Raw genomic sequence first — 23,576 nt, 5'->3', positions numbered from 1 at the left:
TTCCTCACCCGGCCCCAGATACTGGAAAGAATCCCGCTTACCTACGCGGGAGTTTGACGGCCACCGATATTCGGCATCGCGTTGCATCGTCTGGTGTGGCAACGTCTGGCGCATAAAAACAAACATACCGAGTGCGAGCATCATTTTTCGTCACCTCCTATCCATCGTGGTTCATGCTGGCACGCTGGCGGGCGCGTTTTTCACGCTCAAATTTTTCGAGCGCATCTTGTAGCTGGCGATCGAGCTGAGTGCCGTTACCGCCACCATCAACGGAAATGTGATACTCGCTTTTACTCTGGTCGATGTAAGAACGTCCGGCGGGTGCAGTGACGGGTTGATATGCCTGATAGCCGCTATAAGTACTAGTAGCCGGGATATAAGAGTTACCCTGCGTGGCTGCATTTGCTTTTTCGGCAGTCTGGTCAAGCGTGCTGGACTCTTTGTTGATTATGCCGAGCTTTTCAAGCACCCAATCGATACCGCTGCGCAGCTTATTGAATGCTGTAAGCGGTAACGTAAGAGCGTCAGCCAGGCGCTGACCAAACAACACACCGGCATCACGAAAACTGTTTAAGGTTTCCTGCGATGATTTGACCGGCGCGATCAGGTTGTTAAACCAGTCCCATGCGGCTTTAAGTTTTCCGCCCAGCCAGTCAAACATCGGTTTAAGCGGTGCAAATAGTTCTGCTACTGGCGCAAAGACCGTGCGCAATCCTTCCATCACGCCGCCAAAAAACGCGCTGATGGGTTCCCAATATTTACGGATGAGCAATGCCCCGGCCACTATTGCGGCCACGACAGCAACAACCGGCCAGGAGATCGCGCCAATTGCAGTAACGACGCCACCGGCCACCGTAGTAAATACGGTACCGAGCGCCGTCGCAGCGGCGATGATGGCATTTACACCGGTTATCACCGGCCAGGCAATCAGCCCAATAGCCCCAATCATCCCCACGACCCCGATCGCCACAGCGGTAATCACCCCCAGCGTCTGCGCGAGCTCTTTATTTTGCTGGATCCATTTATCAAGTTTGAGCACGTAGCCGGTAGCTGTTTGCACCAGTTTACGTAAGGAGGACTCCTGCTGGTCAAAAAGGTCAGTACCTACAGCCTCATATGCCGACTGAAACTCTTTAAAGTCGCCGCCGAGGTTGTCCTGCATAACCTTAACTAGTTCCTCCGTCTTACCGTCAGAGGCTTTAAATGCAGCAGTGAGCTTGTCCAGCTTTCCTGATTGAGCCGCGTTCATCAAAACAGCGGCGGCAGAGCTGGCCTCTTCACCGAAGATCGTTTTCATGTATTCAGCGCGCTGACCGGTACCCAGCTTATTTTTTTCAAAACTGGCCTGCATTTCCTTCAGGATGGTAAATATCGGGCGGGTATTCCCTTTACTGTCTGCCGTTTTAACCCCAAGCTCTTTAATCGCCGCGTAGGCTTGCCCGGTCGGTGCCTGTAATCGACTTAAAATAGCGCGGCTACCCGTACCAGCCATTGACCCCGTAATTTTCGCATCATGTAGGGCGCCAACCATTGCAGCGGCTTCCTCAATACTGACACCGGCATTTTTCGCCACCGGCGCAGCATATGTCAGCGCATCACTAAGCCCGTCAAAATCTGCGGCGGTTTTATTCATTGTCATCGACAGGACATCACCGATGTGAGAGACCTGATCGTTAGTGAGCTGGAAAGCTGATTTCATCCCCATCAGCAAACCGGCGTTCTCTTCCATTGTTCGACGGTTAGCAAGCGCCATATTAAGTGTGACGGGCGTCGCCGCCTGAATCGCCGCCGCGTCTCCGCCTGCTTTTGCAATGATAATCTGAGCACCGGCCGCATCATCGGCAGAGGCGGCTGTATTGTCACCCAGCAGTCGGGCCTGCTTTCGCAAAGCCGTCATTTCTGCGGAGTCTTTCGCCACGCCGAGTACAGCCTGTAACTCGGAATTTTTCTGCGTAAAATCATAACCCGGTTTCATCAGCGCAACACCGGCCAGCGAGCCGGTCGTCGCCATACCGACACCGGCGGCCCCCATTGCAGCCGCATTTCCGGCCAGCTCCTTACCGGCCTGATATCGCTGCTTAACCGCGTTGAGCTTTGCCTGTTGCGCGCTGACCCGCGCCAGCGCTTCACGCTGACGATTGAGCTGCGCCGTCGTTTCGCTGATGCTGGTTTTTAACCGGCGCTCGTCTGCCGCCAGGCTGCGGGTATTGATTCCCGCCTGGCTGAGTTCCTGCCTCTGGCGTTGTACAGCCTGCCGCAAGCTGTTGTGTTTGAGCTGGAGCGCTGCGGCGCTTTTACGTGCGGCATCCATTGCCTGCGCCTGCGCGCGCGTCGGCTGTTCAGTATTTCTAAACTGGATCGCCAGTGCGGCGGCTTCCTGTTTAGCTTTCTTCAGCTCCTGACCGGTAACGGCAAGTTGCGCGCTGGCCTTGCGAAACCCGTCAATTCGGGATGCCTGGCCATTCAGTTCACGCAGCGATTTTTGAGTGTCCCGGATATCACCAGACAGCGTTTTGCTCGCTGTCTGGATGGATTTAAACGGACGGGTCGCCTGGTCAACAGCCTTGAGTAATACCTGCAATTTAACGTCGTTACTCATTCGTGTTTCCGCTTCGCTGTAGCGCCTTTTCGCGCCAGGTGGTAAGCTCGGTCAGGCTCATGGGATATAACTCTGATGGCGGCCAGTGAAAAATCACCGCGATATCCGCCATCAGGTCATCGACCGACAGGTCTTTCGGGAAATTTAATCCGCCAAATTCGGCGACAAAAAACCGATCACCTTTGTTGCCAGCGCCATCAAATCGGGTAAATCCATCATGACGACATCCGACTCGGTGAGTGATGGGCTGGTCATACGCGGCAACACTTTAATCAGGGCATCCACTTCAGAGCGCGCAACGTCGGCCAGGCTGACACCGCGCAGGGTTCCGGCGTTGGGCTTCATCAGGGTGATTTTTTCGATGACCTGCTCGCCGCGTTTGATGGGGTTTTCCAGGGTGACGATGTTTTCTTTGCTCATGATTTTCTCGCTGTTTACGGATTCGGGGTTAACCGGCCATGCATGCTGGCCGGGGAAAAATTACAGGCCGATATTGCGGCGGTGCTGGTCGAGTCGGTCGACGCCGTTCACCTTCTCAATCATGTTGAGGACGTCGATTTCGACCAGCTCTTTACCGTTCATGGTCAGCTTGTAGTACGTGCAGACCAGCGATAACTTGCTGCTGGTATCCTCTCCCTGTTTGCTCTCGCCGTTATCGACTTCCTTCACCTTGAAACGGGTCTCAACTTCCACCGCCACGGTTTCGCCGGTATCGTCCCGCTGGTAAGAGCCTGCATAGCGCAGTAGCGTCCCGGTACCGACGGCACCGTAAAGTGACCAGATCGCATCATCAGGGAAGCCGCCGAGGGAAATCTCCATCGCCAGCGCGTCATCGTCGAGGCCGAAATCGACAGGGGCCGAGCCTGACATCCCTCCGCCCCGGTAGTTTTCCAGCTTACGGGTCAGCTTTGGCAGGGTGACGGACTCGATAACGCCGAGATAGCTGACGCCATCCAGAAACGTGTTCAGGTATTTGAGCTTGCGCGGCATTGCCATTGGTCAGGGCTCCTTAATTGCTGTTAACCGATGACACCAGATTCGCCAGGTATTTATCGGTAATGCGCTGGCGTAGCGTCAGGTTTTCGAGAGGGGGAACCGGCGTATAGTCATAATCGATATACAGTTTCCCGGCTTTGAGGGTCGCCGCGTCGTTGGCCGATTCATCAAACCAGCAGGTCGCATCGACGATATAGCCCGCCGTTTTCATCTCGCGGAATTTCGCATTGATACCCGCAACGATGTCCCGAATCAGGGTGGCGGTGATGGGCTTATCGACCGCCCACATGTGACCAGCGGCCATTGTGTCGGCGATAACCTGCGCGGTGCGGGTGTAGTTCTCGAACAGGAACAGCGGGTCATCGGAGCAGCAGCGGTTGCCCCAAAAGCGGAAACCGTCTTTACGAATGAGCGTGGTGACGCCAGCCTCGTTAAGCAGGTCGGCATCGGTGCCGGATTCCTGCAAATCCCAGAAGACCGACGCGCTGATGCCGGTGACGCCATTCACACCAACGTTTGACAGAGTTTTATGCCATCCGGTGTCCTGGTCGATTTTGGCGCGCAGGCCCAGGGCGCGGGCGGTCGCCCATGCGGTTTCGGTCGCGTTCGCCGTGGTATCCCATGCCAGAAAATCCGGCCAGATAACCATCAGCTCACGCTGGCTGAAATTCTCGCGATAGAGCATCGCCTCGGAAATGTTCTGGCAATCCCAGGCGCTGATATAACCAAAGGCGCGGAGCTTCTGACAAATCGGCGCGAGCGCGGTTGCCACTTCGAGGGAATCGAGGCCCGGCACACCGAGGATGCGCGGTTTAACGCCGGTGACGGCCTCCGCCGTGAGCAGTGCTTTCAGCCCGGTGTAATTGCCGTTTTCGTCGGTGCCGCCGATGATATTAGAGATAGTCTGCGCTTCGGCATCGTCGCCGGTACCTTCGGCTACGCGCACAACGACAATGACCGGCTTCGACTGGTCGGCGATCGCCTGGAGGGATGCGGCCAGGGTGCCTTTTGTACCCGCTTTGGCGATGGCGCTTTGCACGCTGGTAATCAGTACGGGCTTATTGAGTGGGAAGGTGGCAGCATCGGCATCGCTGGCCGTGCAGACCATGCCGATAATAGCCGTTGATACGGTGGAAATGACGCGGGTGCCGTCGTTAATCTCGACAACCTGGACGCCGTGATGAAAATCGCTCATCCGTTTAACTCCGTGGTTAAGGGTGAGCATTATTTTCAATCGTGGGGGAAGGGGTGACGAGTCATCCCCGCTGTAACAGGGATAGTACAACAGGAATGACCGTCACAGGGTCAGGCAACGCGGCTCCAGCACATCAGCAGGGTGTGTGCTTCAACCACGCTGAACGATTTGCCCTCGCCAAGGTTGGCTGTTTTGCCGCTGGTATTGTGTTTGTGCGCCGGCACCGTGACTTCGTGGTCGTGCTCTCCGGCGTTATCGGTCACACCCAGCTCTTTCGGGTTAAAGAGCTGCCGCACATCACCGCCGATTTCCCAGGGGTCATCTTTACCGGCTACCCCACCATGATTGTGAACACCGCCGCGCGTGGTCGTTAGGTTCTGCTCTGGCTGCTCGCTGGTTTCCCCGGTGACATCAATCTGCACGGCGGGCAGATTGGCGCGCTCAATGGTCACGGTATCGCTGCCGCCTGTCGTGGCAACGTCCGAACCGTCAGCCTTGCCGACGCGGATCGTTTTGTTTTCGCCGGTGTACACCCATTTCGACCACGGCCAGCGCTCATTGGGATTGAGGTTCTGGTTAAAAAAGCGGGTGGAGCCCACCGGGTTATCATCTTCCCAGAAATCACGTTTTGCCGCCGTTATCGCATCAGCAATCACCTGCTGAATGTCGGTATTCAGTGAGCCAGCCACTTCATCGGCATAATCTTTTGCCTCGTTTTTTGCCTGGTTAACTTCCTCAATCGTCGCCAGAATAACGGACGGGTCAGTTTTCAGCGTCACATCGGCCGTGTTGCTGACGGCTATCCACAGGTTGACCGCGTGAAGCCGTCCCGCCCCCTCAGCAAGCAGCGGTTTATAAGATGGCGGGACGGTAGCGACAGCCAGGCATATGCCTTCCTCGTCATACAGTGCCGCTTCCCTTATCCAGAACCCGCCGGACTGCGGCAAAATGATCATCTCGGTACGAATGACATTATTTTCACCGTCAGCAATCACCACCCGGTTCAGCGAGCCGCGATAAACCTCATTGACCAGGCTTTGCTGACTGGCCGACAGTACAGGTGTGACCCCGCCGCCGTCGCCGACAGCCATAAACGCAAACCCCACCGGCTCACCGGTAATCGCCGATGCAGCAAATTTCTGCTCACCTGCGGGGGTCAGAAGTGTGTAATAAGGTTGCACGTTACTCCCCCCCCCTCAGTTGTTACCTTCAGTCCACCACTGCAACCACGCATCAGCCATAATGTTGCAGGCAAATGTATAATCGGAGAAGTTGGTAGACACGACAGAGTAATAATCCAAATCCCAGAGTTTAATCTGACCGTTGGTGTTGGCTCCCGCGTATTCGTCGAATGCGTCCATCATGCGCTCTGCCGCTTCCAGACAGGAGTTGTCCCCGGCATGAAGGAGCGGATACAGCATAAAGGCCACTGTTGACGGTACCCCGCGCCGGGATTCTGCGGTGCAGTAGTCAATCTCCCGCAGCCCGCCATAACCGGAAATTGCGTTCAGGGCAAAGGTCGTCATATCCAGCACAGGAGTGCGACCGGCAATGCGGCACCCGACCAGATAGTTATTCCATGCATACATCTGATAGTGCAGATACATACGCTTTGGCACGTTCTCAACGACGTTATCGGTGATGATGTTTTTCACCCCGGCGAAATATGCAGGGCTGGAGAACTGGCCGTCAACCATATCCATAGCCGCCGTATAGTTCCCTGTCGGGTCGGTACCGGTGGCTACCGCCATCGCCCAGGCGCGGAACGCCGCCGCATAGAAGTTGCTGTTAGCTTTACCCACCCCGCCAAATGCCGCGTAACAGTCCGATGCCACCCGGTCGATGGCGGTCTTCAGCTCAGCCTGTTTTGCCGCATCACCTTCCATCACTGCCAGTTGATACAACCACCATAGCTGCGGCAGTACGAGGCGGGAGGCAAACTGGAGGGACTGGTAAGCCTCCGGCGCGCCAAGGTGAATGCTCGCGATGCCTGCCCCGCCATAGCGTGACAGCGCCCAGGCCTGAAACTTCGCATAAACGCCTGCAAACGTCCCGGCCCGCAGGTGCAGCAGCTGGACGATATCCCCTGCGACGGTATTGAATGCGCCGTTCGCATTATCCGTCGCACTGGCATCACGTTTATTCCATGAGGCCAGCCCGCTGATGACGTTCCCCAGACGGGACATCAGCGCCGCCTGACGAACACGGGGGTATACTGACGACTGTGACGCAAACCCGACCACCGGATTCATTTCAACATCAGACAGGGAGACGTTATCCGTGACCGGTTCATTCAGGTTGATGCTGAAACCCACCGTCCAGGTCCAGTTTTTCGGGGCGCCCAGGGTGGTCTTTGCTGCGCCGTAGGTCGCCCCGGCCTGCCACCCGCCATCAAAGCGCACGTAACTGGCATTCGCCGTCAGTCCTGCAACCGGCGGTCGATTCCCCAGCGTAGCGGCCTCAGCTTCATCCCGGATAACGTCGCCTCCGGCCACACGAATGGAAACAGAGCGCGGCATGGCATTATCTGTCCAGATAGCGTTATATTCGTTGCGGATGGTTTTTACCGCCGTCGAATTCATCTGGATGCGGGTCATACAGCCGAAAAGCACATTAGCAGGCATATCGGTAGCCAGCCGGACCGCCGCATCAATCTGGATGTAGCCGTTACGGAATATTTTTGTCCGGTAGGTGAATTTCAGCAAACCTGCCGCTATTTCCTGATTATCCCCGGCCACACCATTGGTGAACGTCGTCTCAATCTCCGTAAACACCGGCCCGTCGCTGATGACCGCGTATTTAGCATCCTGGTATGTTGCGGCAAAAATAGACCATGCCCCGCCAGAGAGCCGGATCAACAACTGCTGGCAAATGGCGGTGTAGGTCATGGCATCACGGGTCAGCTTGTAGGGAAGCCACCCAACCACGCTGTCAAATCGCACCTGCGTGCCATCATCCGCAGTGACCAGAAAACTCGTGCTCGTTTCCTGGACGGTGTGATTTACCGATGATGCAAATTGCTCTGTCGGGAACGCTTTAATGATGTACTTTTTGACTTCCCCGGCAGCAAGGTTATCCATGATAAGCAGCTCGCCACTGCGCAGGGAATCATCGCCCCAGTAACTCAGGGTACGCCCGCGACGGGGGTTAAAATCCCGCTCTCCCGCCCACTGGCAGGGGTAAACCTTCCCGGTGGTATCTGTCACCACGATGCATTTATCGTTCGGGACTTCGCCTGCCTTGAATTTGCATTTCAGTTTTACCGGACGCAGGCCGGTGGCGGTTCCGCTGTTATTTTTAACAGTGGACTCATAGCGCTGGTACGTGGATGAGTTATCAGACGACATTTTCGCTCCGTAAAAATTACCGGTCAGGGTGACAGCGGTATCGGTAGTCAGGGAAACCGCCCCGGCGCTTGCCCGGAACAGGTTGCTGAATGGGCGGGTGACGGCGTTCGCCGTCAGCTGACTGAAGACATAGCCACTGAGTTTCTCCACCGCATACTGAATCACCCCGGCACTGGTCAGCGGATACCCTGCCGTGGTGATATCGGTATTCATCAGGGCAACAATCAGGCTACCTGTCGAGGCTTCATAGGTGATGCCCCGCGTGGAACCGCTGAACAGCGTTGACGGGGTGTACGCCCCGAAATAATCCGTTCTGTCACGGATGATGCGGGTCGGATCCGCAGGCAGTGCCCCCGGCAGGGTTACGGGGATTTTGAATGTCGTCCGCCCGGTATCGGTATTGATGGACAGGGCATAAATCCCGACGGGTTGCAGGACAAAATCCACATAGGGCGATGACAATACGCGGCCCGTCACGGACTCGCTTTCAAGCAGGGTAAATACCGACGCAGCCCCGGCGCTATCGGTCAGGCTCATGACGGCACGACGTACATTCGCTGCCAGCGACAGTTTGTCCAGGACGAAAATACTGTCACCGCTGAATGTGGCGCTGTAGGCAACGGCTGAACCATAATTTCCGACAGCCCCCAGGTGATATTTATGGTCCTGAAGTGCAGCGTTAATTTCCCGGAATTTGTCTACGGCGTAGCGGTCAGTCTGCACCCGTAAATCGGTTGATGCTGCCCGCGCCAGCATCGCGCCGGTATCCAGTGCCAGTTTTTTAGTGACCTTGACGGTTGCAGTACAGTTCTGGTCAGTGATGACAGAAACCTCACCCGCTTCAGAAAAAAAGAGGGTGTATTCCGGCAGTATCTGCGTCTCGGTGGATTTCTGACTGAGGATGAGGTCGCCGTAGGTTTTCCAGAAATAAGCCTGCGCCCCGGACTCGGTATTCTCAAAACCGGCGGCGGTCATTTTATCCTGCGCCACCGCCACGCGCAGCAGTCCTGCGGCGGCATCAAAGGTTAAGGTGTCATCGGTGTAGGTATACGCCGCAGAGGCAATACCAACAGGAATACGCCCCTCCCGGTCATATAACACGCGCCCTTCGGCAGGTGAAAACGGCTTCGGCAGTTTAATCGCCCCCTCAAGCACCCATGTTTTCTTTGTGTTATTACCGGTGACTTTCGTCAGCGTGGCTGCACGCATGGACACGTCAAAATATGGCGTGGTGAGCAGCCCGTCCCGGAGTGATTCACCACTCAGGAAGCCTTTATCAAACAGCACCCTTCCTGCGCCGGTGATGCGCAGGCGGCAGGGTCCGGTTGCAAAGTTCGTTGAGAAGGTGGTCAGCGACAGCAGGACGCGACTGGCAAAGGTGGCGCTGCTGTTCAGGCGACTCAGCCCCCCCCGCAGACCAGGTATCAAGATACTGCGTAAAATCTGCGGCAATCGTCCGGCGGGCGGGCATATCGGTAGCGCGACTCATCCCCTGCCTGGCAGTGACCGCCTGAAAGTCATCGGCCATCGCGAGCCGGATTTCATTGAGCACCTTCGCACCCGCCACCTCATACAGGTAAGCGGGGGAACCGCTCTCATTGCGGTAAATCACTTCTTTCTCATCATCAATGAAAATGACGCGGAACAGCTGTGCGGGGAGCGTGGCGGCGATGCCCTGCGCCGTTCCGTCAGGGTCGGCCTCTGACGGGAAAACACTGATGGCGATAGCGCGGCTGTCCGCGATAACCTTCCCGGTGGCAACCGGGGTACCACCCTGATTTTTATATTCGGCAACCCATATCATCGGGTCGGTGGAGCGAACGGAGAACAAAGCCCCCTCTGCGATTTTTCCCGCATTAATCGCAGCCTGTGCAGCGCTTTCATCTGTATAAGGGGCATCACCCGACTGGATCATTACGCTGAAGGATTCCAGGGATTTTTTCAGGTATGCCGTTCTGTCTGCCAGTTGACCTGCCTGAATGTTGGCGACGCCGTCTTTTCCACCGGATACTGTGTCACCCCGGCGGATTTGATAAATCTCAGAGGGCCATACTGCTTTTTCGTCGATTTTTGTCATAGTGCTATCCGGTGTAGTAATAATTACTGTCGTGACGGCTCTGTCCGTCATAGTGAATGCTGTCATCAGGCCTGTAACCAGCCGGATAAACCGTGATAATTTCCCCGTCAGAAACGGCGGCACCGATACTGGCGATACCGGTTGAACGCTGGACTAGTGTCAGTCTCGAAATATGACGGCTGACCGGCTTCGTATCACCGATAATTCTTTCCAGCTCTTTAATCATCGACTCAGTGATGCCGATATCGTTGAGGTCAATCTCAAGGCGGAATGTTCCTGCGGGGTCGGCTACTTCCCACCATTCCTGGAGCGTCATGCTGTAACCCAGCGTTTCAATCACCCGGCGAACGGCGGCAACGGTGCCTTTGCGTTGGTGGATCCAGAAAGCATCACTGACCGCCTGGCGTTTCACTGTTTCCGACCAGGTTTCTTCCCAGCGGTCGACAGAAAACGCCCACGCCAGATACGGCAGAAATTTTACGGGGCATCGCCAGGGGTTCCACAAATCACGCAGCGGCACAGATAAATCGCTGATGACGGCGCACGCTTCGGCGGCTCGTTGTTCCAGCACCGACGACCCGGTCGCCATCAGCGAGTTACTCATCGGAGCCCCCGATCACGACACTGGTTTCGGTGCAGTACGCGGCCTGGGTTTTATCGAGCACGACGTCGGCCAGCGGCTCGCGCAGTTCGACGCGCTGGACACCCTGCACATGCAGTGCGGCATAGATGGCAGATAGTCGAATATCCCGACCGAGGCGGCGCTGCTCAGTGATGTAGGCAGTTAACTGCGCTTTCGCGGCGGCAAGAATGGGCTCCGTCGCCGGGCCGGGGTACACGTACAACACCGCATCGACCGCATAACTGATAATCTCGGCCGAGACGACTGTCAGGCGGTCAGCAACCGGGCGCACGCTCTCATCATTCAGCGCGGTACTGACGGCCAGCAATAAATCATCCGATGCCGTGCCGTCACCTTCCCGCGACAGCACGGCGATAGTCACCTCAGCCGGGGCAGGGCTGTTCGCCGAGGCATCCGCGACACGTCCGTCGGCACTCAGGGCGTGAAATTCATAGGCACCGGTCGGCCCGGCAACACTCATGCCCTCAAATGCCGCCGGGATGCGCTGTCGTAAATCACTGTCGGATTCCAATACCGCATCCACTGGCGGGATTTGGGTATCGTCTCCGGGGGTAATGACCAGGCGCTCAACGTTATTATTTGCCGCGAGCTGGTCGAGGTCGTTCTTGATGGCATAGGCCACCATCCCGGCTTTCGCCGCCTCGTTAATGCGCTGGCGTAAAATCACCTCGCGATAGGCATTCTCTTCGAGATATTTCACCAGTGGCTCTGACTCCAGCGTCAATGTCCTTGCGACCGCTTCCTGCTCATCTTCCGGGTACAGTGAAATCAGCGTCGCTTTGCGCTCGGCGAGGATGGCTTCAAAATCCAGCGTTTCCACCACATCAGGCGCGGGGAGCTGGCTCAGGTCGATAACTGCCATAGATTCAACTCACAGGAATGGTTAAGGAAAGGCTCTCGCCGGTATCGGTGATTTGGCCGGTCACGTCGACGACCATTTGCCCGTTAAACTGCCGCGCTGTGGTGATGCTTGTCAGCCTGACGCGGGGTTCCCACTTCAGGATCGCCATGTAGCACGCCGCCATAATTTGCAGCTCAAGCGCCGGGGTCTGAGGCTGGTCAATCATCTGCGACAACAGCGAGCCGTATTCACGACGCATGACGCGGGAGCCGACGGGCGTGCGCAGAATATCCCCGATGCTCTGACTGATATGGTCAACGTCTGAAATGCTTTCACCGGTCGTGCGGTTCATGCCGAGATAACGCGCCGTCATTGGGTGCCCTCCGTCCATTCATCGCCGCGCCTGATGCCGCCGTGGCCGTGTTTATCCACCTGCACACCGTTGGAAGTGAAAGCGCCGCCGCTGTGCTCGATATCACCTGACATCTTGCCGCCTTGCTTCACCTCCAGCGTGCCGGTCGTCAGCTTGTTGGTGCAGACCACCTCCGGTGTATCGAGGGTGACGCGGGTCTCGGCTTTTACCAGCACCACCGGCACGCTGACGGCAACCGAATCGGATGCGGTCACATCGGCGTTTTTAATGCCGGTGACGGTCAGCGCGCCGGTTTCCGGCTCATAACTCATAACGGCACCGTCGGGAAATTCAACGTGCCAGGCATCAGCAGAGGCCGACGGCGCGGGGTTGTCGTCGGAATAAATACCCGGCAGCACAAAAGCGGTATCGAGTTCGCCGCCCACGGCCAGAATCATCACCTGCTCACCAACAGAGGGAGCCCACCAGGTGCGCGAGCGCCCGGCCCGGTGCGTCAGCCACTGTAGCCAGTCGGTATAAATGCCGCCGGTCTGTACGCGACAGCGCCCGGCGTCGAGGTCAGTTTCGACGACGATGCCGGTGCGGATCATGTTGCGTATCGCGCGGGCGAGTTCCTGGATAGATGCGAGAGTATTCATAGGGGAAAGGATGCCGCCGGGGTGTTCCGGCGGCAATCTGCGGGCGTTTTGCCCTGGCTGGCACAACGTTAATCGGCGAGGTAGTCGATAATGACGCTTTCCACAAGTTGCCGGTCGTCTTCGGTAAAGCCCAGGAGCTGACGTTGTGGATATTCAACGTCGGCGCTTTTTGGTGATGGTTTATCCTTGAGCCCGAGCTGATGCACGCGGGCGATGCGCTGCACTTTCCCGGTAAATTCCACCACCGCCGCGCTATCGCCGCCGCTCGCTTTCATATAGCGGTTGGTACGCAGTTTCGCGAACATCTCACGCTTAATCCGGCCTTGCTTTGCCCTGACGGGTGGGCGCTTACGCGGGGAAAATGGCGAACCGTCCGGTGCTTTTTGCGATTTAATGCGCTGTTGTTGCCGTTGGCGCAGTTTCTTCGCAATATCCGCGGTCATCCGACGGCGCCCGGCGGGGGAAAGGGCCGCTATCAATCCGGCTAGCTTGTCCTCAAAAGGTTTGAAGTCATTCATCCCATTTACTCACCAGTTCGCCATTACTCCACATCTCGACAGGGCGCGTCACCGGCTCCGGCGGTGGCGGCTCCGGGATGTTCTCAACGTACATTGCGCCGTCGGCCTCTTTGACCAGCGTGCGCTCGGTCAGCAACAGGCTGATGCTGACATCGAGGCTGCTGTCGTTATTAATGTCAGCGTACCAGGCAAATCCTTTTTTTCGCCCCTCGTCGGTTGTCATGATGTCCGGCTGATTGACGCGCAACCAGGCCATAATCGGCACAAACAGCAGGTCAATATCGTCGGTAAAATCCGTGACCACGATGTTAAGCGTGTACCGCTTTTCAAACGACAAGGAGCGCGCCAGCGTCGCCGTATTGTTGCCATCGTCCAGGCGAAGGTGAAGCATATCGGGGTTGGTACGCAGTACCGGCACCGCATCAGTTAAGGCTTTTCGCAGACTGTTGGGCTTTTGCATCGATTTCATCCTGACATTGTTTAACCGTATCGACCTGGATTGCGCAGCTTTTCAGGGCGTTTTCGAGCTGGCGTATATCCGCACTCAGGTCGCCATTAGTTACCGGGTCGCTTCCCGGCATCGGGCAGGGGCTGACCTTCGGGCAGGCGTTGTAAACAATCACCGGCGGCGGCATTGGCACAGGCGGCGCGCTGGTGCAACCGGCGCACAGCATCAGGTAAATCAGCGCGATACCAGCGGCGAAACGCGTCATTTTCATTGAGTAACCTCGTGATGGTTTGTTCACGCCGGAAAGCCAGCAGGTTAGCCGCTGCAAGCTTGTCCCTCATGGCGACCTGCGCCAGCTCTTTACGTTGCGACTGCTCTGCGGCAACGTTGAGCTGATTTTTCAGCATGGTGATCGTGGTTTTCTGCGTACCGGCGACCCGGTTCGCACGTTCAAATGAGGCGCGTAAATTGCTGTTATCGTGTCGCATCCACAGCAGCCCCGCACAGGCCAGCGCCAGCAGGAGAATCACTATCTTCATGCAGTTCCCCCTCCGGCCTTGCGCCACACTGCGACCAGCTTGTCGAGGCTGTGCTCACGCTGACCGTATCCGGCACCCGGCAATGAAGCCCAGATATTGCGACAGCGGGAAATCGCGCGCTCGATGCGCCCTTGCTGCAAATCTTCCAGCGCGCCACGCTCCCGAATAAGCTGAATGGCGAGCCTGTCCTGTGATACCGGGCTGAAATCCGGCAAAGCGAGCTGTTTCTGATAATGCGGCCAGAACAGATAAAGCTGCTGGTAACGCCCGGATGCCGTAGATTTTTCCCCGCGACGATTGAAGACCTTCGCCGGGCGTCCACCGGCGAACGGGTGATCGCGATAATCGGTAAAAATCTCCGGCTTGCCATCGATACCCGTGACGATAACGTCGTACCCGTTGTTTCTGGTCAGCGGATGCGTTGCTGTCCCTTCCGAAAACGCCAGCATGTCGAGGAATGCCGCGACGTTGGGGTGTGTCTTAATGACCGCCATCGCTTTCCCCTTTTTTAATCCTGCGCTGAATCGCAATTTCCACCGCCTGATAACCGGCGATACCCAGCATGGAGCCAAATCCGCACACGGCGGCGGGCGGCAGGTCGGGAAACTGCACCAGCGCCACCCCGGCCACCATCGAGACAAAACCGCCCAGCAGCATGCGACCAATAAAAAGCCGGGCAGTGATGGGTTCACCACCGGCCAGCACTTTTCCGACGACAATCAGCACGCCGATCACAAAGAGTGACAGGACGCTTTTTTCACCTTCCGTCATGTGTTTACTCCCAAAGATTAATTGTTTCAGTTACGGGGGATGACTGGACGTCGGGCAGTTCGACCACCGTGCCATGTGGCAGCACTGCGCCGAGCTCGGCCAGCCCCTGATTTGCGGCGAGCACCGACTCGAATACCCCCTCAGTGCGCCCGTAATACCGGGCGCAAATCATGTCGAGCGTGTCGCCCTGTTGCGCGATGGCCTGCATCAGATTTGGCTCACGATGCAGCGGGGTTTGTCCTGGACGCGTGATACGGCCCAGCGCATGTCCCGCCACAGCTCGTCGACAGTGGTATCGATGCTGTCGGCTTTCTTGTCACCTTTGGCGCTGGCATCCACACCGCGATAACGCTCGTAGAGCGTGGCGGTTGCCATTGAGGTGACGGCGCGCAGGTAATAGAAAACGCGCACGCTCTCGCCGTCGAGATCGTCAGCCGGCACGTCGGCCAGCTTGCTAAACCCTCCGGCAATCTGCTGTTCCCGCCACAAAAACAGCTCGGCATTGGTTTCGGCGATGCCGGTTTTGATGGCCTCACGCAGCCGGGCCGGGGCGACGGTCTGCTCAAGGCGCATCCCTTCACGCACGCGTTTCGGGTCGATGTCAGGAAAGAAAAACGTATTTTGTATCACCGGCTCATCGCTGGCAGGCGGCGGGATGACCACCACGCCACCCGGCTGCGGCTCATCGTTCTTTTTAATAATCAGCGTCGTCATGACTACCTCTGAATAGGTGGGCGGTGGACGCCGGTCTCAGGTCAGGTAAAACACCCTCATCGACCAACGTGCCGCCCTGGCGCGGGGCGCATTCTGTTAACCGACGGTCTTTTTCGGGCGGCCACGTTTAGCCGGTGCCGTGGTTTTCACGGCGCGCGGCGCTCTTACCGGGGCTTTAACGACCGTTGCCGGTTTGGGCTTCAGCTCACGCTCAAGCCGTTCAATGTCTTTTTTAACGCCTGCCTGACAATCGAGCTGCATCGCTCGCTTGAGGTGGGCCAGCGCGTCGGCGGGCTGTTTGTTGTCCCGTAACACCTGGCCGGTGATTTTGTGCAGTTTTGCGCGCACTTCATCAGGCATATCGGCGGCGGCGGTCAGCGCCAGCGTGTCGAGCAGCTGGCTGATGACGACCGGTTCACCGGCGGCATGGGCGCGCATGGCGGCGAGCGCCACCTCTTCGGTAAACATGTACTGCGGCGGGCGGCGGTGTTTGCCTGGCATGGTCAGACCGTACTTAAACGCGTAGCGGGCAATATCCATCGCGCCGCCGATATCGCCGACATCGAGACGCCACAGCATGACGGTCATCACGATGTCATCCTGCGCACCTTTTCCCTGTTCCAGCACGCCACTGACCCACGGCAGATAGAACGGCAGCAGCTCGCGCTTTTTCGTGGCTTTCAGCTCTTTACCAAAGATGGCTTTTAACGTGCGTTGGTCTGCGGCCAGCTTAACCAGCATCTGCTCGTAGGCAGTGGCATGTCGCAGCGGGTTGTTTTCCCGCTGCGCGGTTTCAATGGCCGAGACCCGCATCATGTGACGCTGTGCGGGGCTCGTCATCGGTTAGCCCTCCGGTTGCGCGGCAGAGAAATCGCCCAGCTTGATATTTTCAATGAAGCACCCGGCGGCGTAGGTTTCGACCACGTAATCGATGTTCATCGATTCGTAGTTTTCCACCTGGTCGAGTTTCGGGTTTTCGATGATGGAGCGGCGGTGACTTTCATCCATGAAATAGATGGACAGGTTATCGAGACGCGTCACCATAATCGCGTTCGCCGGGAAGTACGGCACACGGACGGCGGGCAGGTTGCCGATGCGTTTCTGGCTGATGATGATGTCAGCCGCGAGCGCTTCGCTGTTGGGCTGGTCTTTGTTGACGATCGGGAATATTTGTCAGCCAGCAGCTTACGACCCACAATCGCGACGAGCTCCGAATCTTCCTGATAAATTTCGTCAATCAGGTTGTCGGTGGCATCCATGACCAGCGCATCGAGGTTAACGTAATCGCCGTTTTTACCCACGCGGATAACAGCGGAAACCACGTTCCCTTCCTCGTCGACGATTTTGCTCATCACACGGGTCGGCGCTTCATTGCGGTATTTCTGCGGCCAGCCGACGGCGACGTCCTGCAACATCGGATGAGTGGCGCGGTCAGAGGTTTCGGCGCGCTCAACGCCGTTGAACCCGGCCATGATGAAATCTAGCGCCTGCCGCTGGATGATGGCATCGCGAATACGGCGCTGGAAGTCCTGGAAGCGCGCCCACAAATCCAGCTTTTTATATTTAAAGTGGAAGTCAAAGTTGACCTGATCGCACTCGTACTTGTTGGACTCCAGCGCGGTAAAGTCGGCGGTTTTACGCTCCTTGCCGCTGTTGGTGTCCGTGGTGCTGGCGATGGTGCCATTGACGCCGACGCCAATTTTTTCACCCTTCAGCTCATCCACCGGCACGATATTAATTTTCTGCAAAAAGGCCGAGGACATCTGCACGGTGTTCATCATGGTTTGCGTGACGGACGGCTCGACGGAGAATTTTTTACTCACGTCGTCCGGGTCGATGCCGTTCAGCTCGGCAACGCGGGACAGGTAGGCATTGAATTTAAAACGGGTTTCCTGACGCATAGTCTTTCCTGTTGGGTTAAATCGGGTTGTCTGACCGGACAAGCCTGTCGCCCGGCGATAAATTCACGACCGTTTAGCAGTCGGTCAGCAGCTCATCGCCACCGCCACCGGTGGAGAGCTTGCGGCGTGGCTGCGTGGTGCTTTCGGTTTTATCCAGCGACGTTTTTAACTGGCTGAATGCCTGGCTGGTCTGGTCGGCCTTCGTGGTGACGTCCTTTTTCAGGGTCGCAAAGGCATTTTCCAGCGTGGCAAGACGCTGTTCAGTAGCAGTGAGGTTTTCCTGCACATGCTCACTGACGGTCGTCACGGCCTCATGCACATCCTGAAAACGGGCGTCATCGCTGGCCTGTTTGCGGCTGAAGATCGCTTTCACTTTGTCGCTCAGGGCGGTAAAGACATTTTCCGCCTGGTCTTCAAACTCCAGCTCGGCGAGGGTGGCGACGGAAATCAGGTTGCCCGGCTCGGCTTTGAAGCGGTTGAGGGGGTTAAATTTGGCACCCCGGCAAAATTCGAGGTATTCGGTGCCGAGGCTGGCCGGGTCATCGGTCACCGCCAGGCCAACCAGGTAGCATTTACCGCTATTGGCGAAATTCGGCTGAATTTCCATTGAGGTGTAGACCTTCTGCAATTTTTTATTCATTGCGATCAGGTCATCGGTCGGGGTGATTTTGGCGAACAGCGCCAGCTTGCCTTTCAGTACCGAATCGTCGTCAATCTTTTCAGACTTCAGCTCGACCACATCGCCGTAACGACTGAACGGGCCATCCGGCAGAATGCCTTTCAGGTGTTCGAGGTTAATGCGGCAACCATAGACGCGGGGGTCAAAGGTCTCTGCCATTTCCTGAATATCCGTCGCGCTGATAACGCGGCCGTCACAGGTATCGCCTTCGACGCCGATGCGAAACCATTTTGAAACTTTTTTTGCCATTGTCAGGAGTCCTGATATCGGGTTAACGGGTCGGGGTTAGTTTCCCGACGTCGCCGCCCACCCGCTATCAATCCCTGATGGCTTATCCCTCACACAACAGCACCTTAGCGATTCGCATCACCCGTTTCTTTAGCCTTGCCCTGTATCAACCACGGCGAGGCATCCATGACCATCACCACCGACACCACTTTATTAAACGACCCGCGACGCCAGGCGGCTTTACTGTACTGGCAGGGGTTTTCCGTGCCGCAGATTGCCGAAATGTTGCAGACCAAACGCCCGACGGTGCAGAGCTGGAAACAGCGCGACCAGTGGGAGGAAACCGCACCGCTGAACCGGGTCGAAAGCACCTTAGAGGCCCGGCTGATTCAGCTCTACGCAAAGCCCAACCTGACACCCCACGATTTCAAGGTGGCGGATTTTCTGGCCCGACAGATGGAGCGCTTTGCGCGCATTAATCGCTATGGCCAGACCGGAAACGAGGTTGACCTTAATCCCAATGTGGCCAACCGCAACAAAGGCGACCGAAAAAAACCGACAAAGAACTTTTTCAGCGACGAGGCTATCGAGAAACTGGAAGAGATTTTTTTCGCGGAGTCTTTCGAGTATCAGCTCCGCTGGCACCGCGCCGGGCTTGAGCACCGTATTCGCGACATTCTGAAATCGCGCCAGATTGGGGCGACGTTCTACTTTTCCCGCGAGGCGCTGCTGCATGCGCTGAAAACCGGCCATAACCAGATTTTCCTGTCAGCGAGTAAGACGCAGGCGTATGTATTCCGCGAGTACATCATTCAGTTTGCCCGCCTGGTCGATGTCGACCTGACCGGCGACCCGATTGTCATCGGCAACAACGGCGCAAAGCTGATTTTTCTCGGCACCAACTCAAACACCGCGCAGAGCCACAACGGCGACCTGTATGTCGATGAGATATTCTGGATCCCCAACTTCCAGAAACTACGCAAAGTGTCGTCGGGCATGGCATCACAAAGCCACCTGCGCAGCACCTACTTTTCGACGCCTTCAACCCTGGCGCACGGCGCTTACCCGTTCTGGTCGGGGGAATTGTTCAACCGTGGACGCGCCCGCGCCAGCGAGCGGGTCGACATCGATATCAGTCATGACGCGCTCGCCGCTGGCGTGGCGTGTCCCGACGGTCAGTGGAGGCAGATTGTCACCATTGAGGATGCGCTCGCCGGGGGATGTACGCTGTTCAATCTGGAGCAACTCCAGCGCGAAAACAGCGTCGACGACTTCCGCAATCTGTTTATGTGCGAGTTCGTTGACGACAAGGCGTCGGTGTTCCCGTTCGAGGATTTGCAACGCTGCATGGTCGACAGTCTGGAAGAGTGGGAAGACTTTGCGCCGTTCGCCGACAACCCGTTCGGCTCCCGTCCGGTGTGGATTGGCTACGACCCCTCGCACAGCGGCGACAGCGCCGGGTGCGTGGTGCTCGCGCCGCCGGTTGTCGCCGGGGGCAAGTTCCGCATTCTGGAGCGTCACCAGTGGAAAGGCATGGACTTTGCGACGCAGGCCGAATCCATTCGTCAGCTCACCGAAAAATACAAGGTCGAGTATATCGGTATCGATGCAACCGGCCTCGGCATTGGCGTTTTCCAGCTGGTTCGCTCGTTTTATCCCGCCGCCCGCGATATCCGCTACACGCCGGAAATGAAAACCGCAATGGTGCTGAAAGCAAAAGACGTTATCCGCCGTGGCTGTCTCGAATATGACGTCAGCGCCACCGACATCACCACCTCGTTTATGGCAATCCGTAAGACCATGACCAGCAGCGGGCGCAGCGCCACCTATGAGGCAAGCCGCACCGAGGAAGCCAGTCACGCGGACGTCGCCTGGGCGACCATGCACGCGCTGTTAAACGAACCGCTTACCGCTGGCAGCGGCCAGGTAACATCATCCATTCTGGAGTTCAACTGATGAGTAAATACAAAGGCCGCAAGCCACAGCCACAAAAGCGCCCGCGCAACATGAAAGACAGCGCGCCCCAAAAAATGGGGGCGTTTACCTTTGGTGAACCGAGCGCCGTGCTCGACCGCCGCGATATTCTGGATTACGTGGAATGCGTCAATAATGGCCGCTGGTTCGAACCGCCGGTCAGCTTTAACGGGCTGGCGAAAAGCCTGCGCGCCGCCGTTCATCACAGCTCGCCAATTTACGTTAAGCGCAACATTCTGGCCTCAACGTTTATTCCGCACCCGCTACTGTCACAACAGGACTTCAGCCGCTTCGCGCTTGATTTTCTGGTGTTTGGCAACGCGTTTTTAGAGCTCCGAAAGAGTGTCACCGGTCGCCCGCTGAAGCTGGAAGCGTCACCGGCTAAATACACGCGGCGTGGTATTGAAGATGATGTCTACTGGTGGGTGCCGTCATTTGACCAGCCGCACCCGTTCGCGCCGGGATCCGTATTCCACCTGCTGGAGCCAGACATCAACCAGGAGCTGTACGGCATGCCGGAATATCTCAGCGCGCTAAACTCCGCCTGGCTGAATGAAGCGGCGACGCTGTTCCGTCGCAAGTATTACCAGAACGGGGCGCATGCGGGTTACATCATGTATGTGACGGACGCCGCGCAAAGCGGTACCGATGTTGAGGCGTTGCGCGATGCGATGCGCAGTTCGAAGGGGCTCGGCAACTTCAAAAATCTGTTTTTCTACGCACCGCACGGAAAACCAGACGGCATTAAAATTGTGCCGCTCAGTGAGGTGGCAACGAAAGACGATTTCTTCAATATCAAAAAAGTCAGCGCCGCCGACCTGCTCGACGCTCACCGCATCCCGTTCCAGCTGATGGGCGGCAAGCCGGAAAACGTCGGTTCGCTCGGCGATATCGAGAAGGTGGCAAAGGTGTTTGTCCGTAACGAGCTCATCCCGCTACAAGACCGGATGCGCGAGGTCAACGCTTGGGCCGGTCAGGAGGTGATCCGGTTCAAAAGTTACACCCTCGACACCGAAAGTGACTGATTTCCGCCGCCTCCGGGCGGCTTTTCTTACCCCCACGCCTGACCGCCTCAGAAGCCCGCCACGCCCTCAAACACCCCCGCACCACCCACCGACACCCTCGCGAACCTGCGCGGCACAGCGACGCGCTCAGGCTGCGAAAATAAATGCGCAAAAGTACGCTGGCGCGCAGTGCTTTCCCCGCCTCGCCTGCCCGCTTCGTGAGTCGGAATTAATGCAGGTGCATGACCACTCTGGATCCGCGCCAGCTCTGGCATAATCGTCATAGCAGGGATGATAAACACGCATGCAGAATGATGCACTAAATGCATGCACGCTTCGTGTTCGAGATTATTATCACCTCAGACATACAATCTAACGACATATTTACATGTCATTTTATCAGTCCAAGAAAAGCGGCAACCATGCTTCCTACACCTCCGGCAGCTGCAAAACAAGTTGCCAACATCATAATTTGTTGGCTGCGTATATTCTCTTTGTAACGTTGCTCGGTTTTATTGAAGTTAGCAAGGGTATTGACTGCTTTTCCGGTAGGTTTATACCCTTCTGGAGTCTTTGAAAGGTCGCCATTTTCTACTAGCGAATCAAGGCATAGACCAAGCTCTTTTCTAAGTCTTGCCTGATTATCATGATAAACCCATAATTTCCCTGCAACGTCAGTCATTATAAGTATCTCGCTGAATGGTCTATCTCCCTGCTGCTCACGATAAATCCTGACAACAGATGTTAAAACAGTCATAGCATCAGTAATCTCTTGCTTACGCTGACGATACAGGAATTTTTCACGACTCAGCTTTTTGTTTTCATAATCAGCATTTCTTTTGAATTTGAAAACCCGAAAAAAACTTAAATCATTTAAGGAAGTAAACTTTAATTCATGTGCGTGATAATAATAAATTCCTGAAAATGAATTTGGATTAAGCTGCTCAGGCATGAGAATAGAGTCAATTTGAAAAATGCTATTTTCCTGATCCCATTTTCTTGCTTTTATTTCGCCGTTAACGTATCTATCAAAAAGATAATCATCACCATTTTCATCTTTAATATAAACTGAATACATATCATAATGTATTGCTTTATCAAACATTAAGCTAATTGTATGACTTGGTGTTCTCTTTATATCAAACATCTCAAGATATTTTTTGACATCTATAGCCATAATACTCAACATTCAAAACCCTCCTTAAAACTACTACAACATAAATTCTTAACTAACGCCTCGCGTAGCTCGTTGTTCAACGTCGCCAGCCCAGAAAGGTACTTTCAGAGCTGGCGACGTTTTGGTTAATTTTCGATTATTGATTCAATCTCGCCCGTTCTGACATCGACGCGAGCGGCAATAGTCTCTTTTACAACTGCGCCATATGAGTTTGTACCTCTAAACGTGGTTTTTACAATGGCATGCGGGTCTTTGTTCAAAATCAGATGATAGACGGTAGAAACATGCTTGTAAGATGAATCATCATTCATGTTCGATTTTATTAGTTTTTCTAACGGACGATAAGAGCCATCCCAACCGCTAAAATTACCCTGAAATGCGTCAAGGTTGATTTTATTATTTAGAGATTGCGGCTCTTTCTCGAAGTCATTGAAACACCACCCCAACACATCACCAAGCTTTAATGCATCATCTTTAGTAAAAGTGTACTCACTCATACAAGCATAAAAAACATCAGTAGAGCTGGTCGGTACACTTTTGAAATCAAGATAGTTTTTAACGATATCGTGTCGGGTTTGTTTTGGCTCGTTGCGATATTCTTTGAGGGTTTTATCTGCATACTCAAACGTTGGCGTAGCCGGTTTCGCTTTAACCTCCAGTGCATCAGTTTTTGCAACAGGCTGGCTCTTTTCAGTCGGCCATAAAATTGAGCCAACAACACTCAGCGCTAGACTGGCACCGAGGTAAACCGCACTGGCTCGCTTACGGTTCGGCATCCGAACCAGCGACGGCTTGATTAAACCCACGATAAAAGCAATAAAGAGTGCCAAAGATAAAAATGCTATTACGGTATCCATGATTTTCCTTTGTGTAATCCCCATAAAAACAACCCCATGCTATCAAACATGGGGTCG

Annotated in this window: 28 protein-coding genes and 1 other annotated feature; of the genes, 2 read left to right on the top strand and 26 right to left on the bottom strand. The window is 55.7% G+C overall.

Going from position 1 to position 23,576, the window contains the following annotated elements; all coding sequences use genetic code 11:
* Positions 1–157 precede the first annotated feature (157 nt).
* From KPHS_40410 to KPHS_40180, 24 genes are all read right to left on the bottom strand, one after another.
* Positions 158–2,599, bottom strand: a complete 2,442-nt coding sequence (locus tag KPHS_40410) for a putative prophage tail length determinator (RefSeq protein YP_005228341.1) — start codon at positions 2,597–2,599, stop codon at positions 158–160.
* Positions 2,592–2,711 carry a putative prophage tail protein gene (locus KPHS_40400; RefSeq protein ID YP_005228340.1) on the bottom strand — a complete coding sequence of 40 codons (120 nt, stop codon included), beginning with the start codon at positions 2,709–2,711 and terminating at the stop codon, positions 2,592–2,594. The genes KPHS_40410 and KPHS_40400 overlap by 8 nt, the downstream gene beginning before the upstream one ends.
* Positions 2,712–2,743: 32 nt before the next feature.
* Entirely contained in the window at positions 2,744–3,019 is a 276-nt protein-coding gene (locus KPHS_40390; RefSeq protein ID YP_005228339.1) for a putative prophage tail protein, read from the bottom strand.
* A gap of 60 nt (positions 3,020–3,079) precedes the next feature.
* On the bottom strand, positions 3,080–3,595 hold the full coding sequence (locus tag KPHS_40380) for a putative prophage tail tube protein (protein ID YP_005228338.1): 516 nt from the start codon (positions 3,593–3,595) through the stop codon (positions 3,080–3,082).
* A gap of 13 nt (positions 3,596–3,608) precedes the next feature.
* Entirely contained in the window at positions 3,609–4,790 is a 1,182-nt protein-coding gene (locus KPHS_40370) for a putative prophage tail sheath (protein ID YP_005228337.1), read from the bottom strand.
* A gap of 110 nt (positions 4,791–4,900) precedes the next feature.
* Positions 4,901–5,971 carry a phage tail protein gene (locus KPHS_40360; RefSeq protein YP_005228336.1) on the bottom strand — a complete coding sequence of 357 codons (1,071 nt, stop codon included), beginning with the start codon at positions 5,969–5,971 and terminating at the stop codon, positions 4,901–4,903.
* 15 nt (positions 5,972–5,986) lie between these two features.
* Positions 5,987–9,424, bottom strand: coding sequence for a hypothetical protein (locus KPHS_40350; protein YP_005228335.1), 3,438 nt, complete (start codon positions 9,422–9,424; stop codon positions 5,987–5,989).
* Positions 9,414–10,214, bottom strand: coding sequence for a hypothetical protein (locus KPHS_40340; protein YP_005228334.1), 801 nt, complete (start codon positions 10,212–10,214; stop codon positions 9,414–9,416). The genes KPHS_40350 and KPHS_40340 overlap by 11 nt, the downstream gene beginning before the upstream one ends.
* Positions 10,215–10,218: 4 nt before the next feature.
* Positions 10,219–10,803 carry a tail protein I gene (locus tag KPHS_40330; protein ID YP_005228333.1) on the bottom strand — a complete coding sequence of 195 codons (585 nt, stop codon included), beginning with the start codon at positions 10,801–10,803 and terminating at the stop codon, positions 10,219–10,221.
* 7 nt (positions 10,804–10,810) lie between these two features.
* Positions 10,811–11,719 carry a putative prophage baseplate assembly protein gene (locus tag KPHS_40320; protein YP_005228332.1) on the bottom strand — a complete coding sequence of 303 codons (909 nt, stop codon included), beginning with the start codon at positions 11,717–11,719 and terminating at the stop codon, positions 10,811–10,813.
* Positions 11,720–11,723: 4 nt separating this feature from the next.
* The gene (locus KPHS_40310; protein ID YP_005228331.1) at positions 11,724–12,071 is read right to left on the bottom strand and encodes a putative prophage baseplate protein; all 348 of its coding nucleotides are present in this window, start codon (positions 12,069–12,071) and stop codon (positions 11,724–11,726) included.
* Entirely contained in the window at positions 12,068–12,661 is a 594-nt protein-coding gene (locus KPHS_40300) for a putative prophage baseplate assembly protein (RefSeq protein ID YP_005228330.1), read from the bottom strand. Before KPHS_40300 ends, KPHS_40310 begins: the two co-directional genes overlap by 4 nt.
* Positions 12,662–12,777: 116 nt before the next feature.
* The gene (locus tag KPHS_40290; protein ID YP_005228329.1) at positions 12,778–13,152 is read right to left on the bottom strand and encodes a putative prophage, tail completion protein; all 375 of its coding nucleotides are present in this window, start codon (positions 13,150–13,152) and stop codon (positions 12,778–12,780) included.
* Between the two features lie 67 nt (positions 13,153–13,219).
* A complete protein-coding gene (locus KPHS_40280) occupies positions 13,220–13,687 on the bottom strand; it encodes a putative prophage, tail completion protein (RefSeq protein ID YP_005228328.1) in 468 nt (155 codons plus the stop codon).
* Positions 13,650–13,808 (bottom strand): hypothetical protein, encoded by a 159-nt coding sequence (locus KPHS_40270; RefSeq protein YP_005228327.1) that lies wholly within the window; start codon positions 13,806–13,808, stop codon positions 13,650–13,652. Before KPHS_40270 ends, KPHS_40280 begins: the two co-directional genes overlap by 38 nt.
* A complete protein-coding gene (locus KPHS_40260) occupies positions 13,783–14,214 on the bottom strand; it encodes a putative prophage P2 LysB-like protein (protein ID YP_005228326.1) in 432 nt (143 codons plus the stop codon). Before KPHS_40260 ends, KPHS_40270 begins: the two co-directional genes overlap by 26 nt.
* Positions 14,211–14,708: a putative prophage endolysin, control of lysis gene (locus tag KPHS_40250; RefSeq protein ID YP_005228325.1), complete on the bottom strand. Its 498-nt coding sequence runs from the start codon at positions 14,706–14,708 to the stop codon at positions 14,211–14,213. The genes KPHS_40260 and KPHS_40250 overlap by 4 nt, the downstream gene beginning before the upstream one ends.
* Positions 14,695–14,985, bottom strand: coding sequence for a putative prophage holin (locus KPHS_40240; RefSeq protein YP_005228324.1), 291 nt, complete (start codon positions 14,983–14,985; stop codon positions 14,695–14,697). Before KPHS_40240 ends, KPHS_40250 begins: the two co-directional genes overlap by 14 nt.
* A 4-nt stretch (positions 14,986–14,989) precedes the next feature.
* Positions 14,990–15,193 carry a putative prophage tail component protein gene (locus tag KPHS_40230; protein YP_005228323.1) on the bottom strand — a complete coding sequence of 68 codons (204 nt, stop codon included), beginning with the start codon at positions 15,191–15,193 and terminating at the stop codon, positions 14,990–14,992.
* Positions 15,193–15,699 carry a putative prophage phage head completion protein gene (locus tag KPHS_40220; protein YP_005228322.1) on the bottom strand — a complete coding sequence of 169 codons (507 nt, stop codon included), beginning with the start codon at positions 15,697–15,699 and terminating at the stop codon, positions 15,193–15,195. Before KPHS_40220 ends, KPHS_40230 begins: the two co-directional genes overlap by 1 nt.
* Positions 15,700–15,795: 96 nt before the next feature.
* Entirely contained in the window at positions 15,796–16,515 is a 720-nt protein-coding gene (locus KPHS_40210) for a putative prophage small terminase subunit (protein ID YP_005228321.1), read from the bottom strand.
* 27 nt (positions 16,516–16,542) lie between these two features.
* On the bottom strand, positions 16,543–16,743 hold the full coding sequence (locus KPHS_40200; RefSeq protein ID YP_005228320.1) for a putative prophage major capsid protein: 201 nt from the start codon (positions 16,741–16,743) through the stop codon (positions 16,543–16,545).
* Positions 16,543–17,600 (bottom strand) — a sequence feature (potential frameshift: common BLAST hit: gi|152973344|ref|YP_001337124.1| putative prophage major capsid protein). It overlaps the preceding gene by 201 nt.
* Positions 16,737–17,600, bottom strand: a complete 864-nt coding sequence (locus KPHS_40190) for a putative prophage major capsid protein (RefSeq protein YP_005228319.1) — start codon at positions 17,598–17,600, stop codon at positions 16,737–16,739. It overlaps the preceding feature by 864 nt. Before KPHS_40190 ends, KPHS_40200 begins: the two co-directional genes overlap by 7 nt.
* A 73-nt stretch (positions 17,601–17,673) precedes the next feature.
* A complete protein-coding gene (locus KPHS_40180; protein ID YP_005228318.1) occupies positions 17,674–18,528 on the bottom strand; it encodes a putative prophage capsid scaffolding protein in 855 nt (284 codons plus the stop codon).
* Positions 18,529–18,693: 165 nt separating this feature from the next.
* Between KPHS_40180 and KPHS_40170 the strand changes: the two genes are divergently transcribed.
* Complete coding sequence (locus tag KPHS_40170; protein ID YP_005228317.1) at positions 18,694–20,463, top strand: putative prophage large terminase protein; 1,770 nt, start codon at positions 18,694–18,696, stop codon at positions 20,461–20,463.
* Positions 20,463–21,506, top strand: coding sequence for a putative prophage presumed portal protein (locus tag KPHS_40160; protein YP_005228316.1), 1,044 nt, complete (start codon positions 20,463–20,465; stop codon positions 21,504–21,506). Before KPHS_40170 ends, KPHS_40160 begins: the two co-directional genes overlap by 1 nt.
* 370 nt (positions 21,507–21,876) lie before the next feature.
* Here KPHS_40160 and KPHS_40150 read toward each other — a convergent pair whose 3' ends face one another.
* Positions 21,877–22,674, bottom strand: a complete 798-nt coding sequence (locus KPHS_40150; protein YP_005228315.1) for a hypothetical protein — start codon at positions 22,672–22,674, stop codon at positions 21,877–21,879.
* A gap of 113 nt (positions 22,675–22,787) precedes the next feature.
* Positions 22,788–23,519 carry a phage protein gene (locus KPHS_40140; protein ID YP_005228314.1) on the bottom strand — a complete coding sequence of 244 codons (732 nt, stop codon included), beginning with the start codon at positions 23,517–23,519 and terminating at the stop codon, positions 22,788–22,790.
* Between the last annotated feature and the right edge of the window lie 57 nt (positions 23,520–23,576).

The sequence above is a fragment of the Klebsiella pneumoniae subsp. pneumoniae HS11286 genome (assembly GCF_000240185.1).
Taxonomy (GTDB): Bacteria; Pseudomonadota; Gammaproteobacteria; order Enterobacterales; family Enterobacteriaceae; genus Klebsiella; species Klebsiella pneumoniae.
This window is presented reverse-complemented; position numbering and strand designations above follow the sequence as displayed.

Coding starts and splice junctions, on each gene's coding strand:
- KPHS_40220 (YP_005228322.1), bottom strand. CDS start 15,699: ATGACGACGCTGATTATTAAAAAGAACGATGAGCCGCAGCCGGGTGGC.
- KPHS_40320 (YP_005228332.1), bottom strand. CDS start 11,719: ATGGCAGTTATCGACCTGAGCCAGCTCCCCGCGCCTGATGTGGTGGAA.
- KPHS_40150 (YP_005228315.1), bottom strand. CDS start 22,674: ATGTTGAGTATTATGGCTATAGATGTCAAAAAATATCTTGAGATGTTT.
- KPHS_40290 (YP_005228329.1), bottom strand. CDS start 13,152: ATGACCGCGGATATTGCGAAGAAACTGCGCCAACGGCAACAACAGCGC.
- KPHS_40160 (YP_005228316.1), top strand. CDS start 20,463: ATGAGTAAATACAAAGGCCGCAAGCCACAGCCACAAAAGCGCCCGCGC.
- KPHS_40260 (YP_005228326.1), bottom strand. CDS start 14,214: ATGAAGATAGTGATTCTCCTGCTGGCGCTGGCCTGTGCGGGGCTGCTG.
- KPHS_40170 (YP_005228317.1), top strand. CDS start 18,694: ATGACCATCACCACCGACACCACTTTATTAAACGACCCGCGACGCCAG.
- KPHS_40390 (YP_005228339.1), bottom strand. CDS start 3,019: ATGAGCAAAGAAAACATCGTCACCCTGGAAAACCCCATCAAACGCGGC.
- KPHS_40200 (YP_005228320.1), bottom strand. CDS start 16,743: ATGGTGACGCGTCTCGATAACCTGTCCATCTATTTCATGGATGAAAGT.
- KPHS_40180 (YP_005228318.1), bottom strand. CDS start 18,528: ATGGCAAAAAAAGTTTCAAAATGGTTTCGCATCGGCGTCGAAGGCGAT.
- KPHS_40280 (YP_005228328.1), bottom strand. CDS start 13,687: ATGCAAAAGCCCAACAGTCTGCGAAAAGCCTTAACTGATGCGGTGCCG.
- KPHS_40370 (YP_005228337.1), bottom strand. CDS start 4,790: ATGAGCGATTTTCATCACGGCGTCCAGGTTGTCGAGATTAACGACGGC.
- KPHS_40250 (YP_005228325.1), bottom strand. CDS start 14,708: ATGGCGGTCATTAAGACACACCCCAACGTCGCGGCATTCCTCGACATG.
- KPHS_40240 (YP_005228324.1), bottom strand. CDS start 14,985: ATGACGGAAGGTGAAAAAAGCGTCCTGTCACTCTTTGTGATCGGCGTG.
- KPHS_40400 (YP_005228340.1), bottom strand. CDS start 2,711: ATGGCGGATATCGCGGTGATTTTTCACTGGCCGCCATCAGAGTTATAT.
- KPHS_40310 (YP_005228331.1), bottom strand. CDS start 12,071: ATGACGGCGCGTTATCTCGGCATGAACCGCACGACCGGTGAAAGCATT.
- KPHS_40410 (YP_005228341.1), bottom strand. CDS start 2,599: ATGAGTAACGACGTTAAATTGCAGGTATTACTCAAGGCTGTTGACCAG.
- KPHS_40190 (YP_005228319.1), bottom strand. CDS start 17,600: ATGCGTCAGGAAACCCGTTTTAAATTCAATGCCTACCTGTCCCGCGTT.
- KPHS_40270 (YP_005228327.1), bottom strand. CDS start 13,808: ATGCCGGGAAGCGACCCGGTAACTAATGGCGACCTGAGTGCGGATATA.
- KPHS_40330 (YP_005228333.1), bottom strand. CDS start 10,803: ATGGCGACCGGGTCGTCGGTGCTGGAACAACGAGCCGCCGAAGCGTGC.
- KPHS_40230 (YP_005228323.1), bottom strand. CDS start 15,193: ATGCAGGCCATCGCGCAACAGGGCGACACGCTCGACATGATTTGCGCC.
- KPHS_40140 (YP_005228314.1), bottom strand. CDS start 23,519: ATGGATACCGTAATAGCATTTTTATCTTTGGCACTCTTTATTGCTTTT.
- KPHS_40210 (YP_005228321.1), bottom strand. CDS start 16,515: ATGATGCGGGTCTCGGCCATTGAAACCGCGCAGCGGGAAAACAACCCG.
- KPHS_40300 (YP_005228330.1), bottom strand. CDS start 12,661: ATGATCCGCACCGGCATCGTCGTCGAAACTGACCTCGACGCCGGGCGC.
- KPHS_40340 (YP_005228334.1), bottom strand. CDS start 10,214: ATGACAAAAATCGACGAAAAAGCAGTATGGCCCTCTGAGATTTATCAA.
- KPHS_40380 (YP_005228338.1), bottom strand. CDS start 3,595: ATGGCAATGCCGCGCAAGCTCAAATACCTGAACACGTTTCTGGATGGC.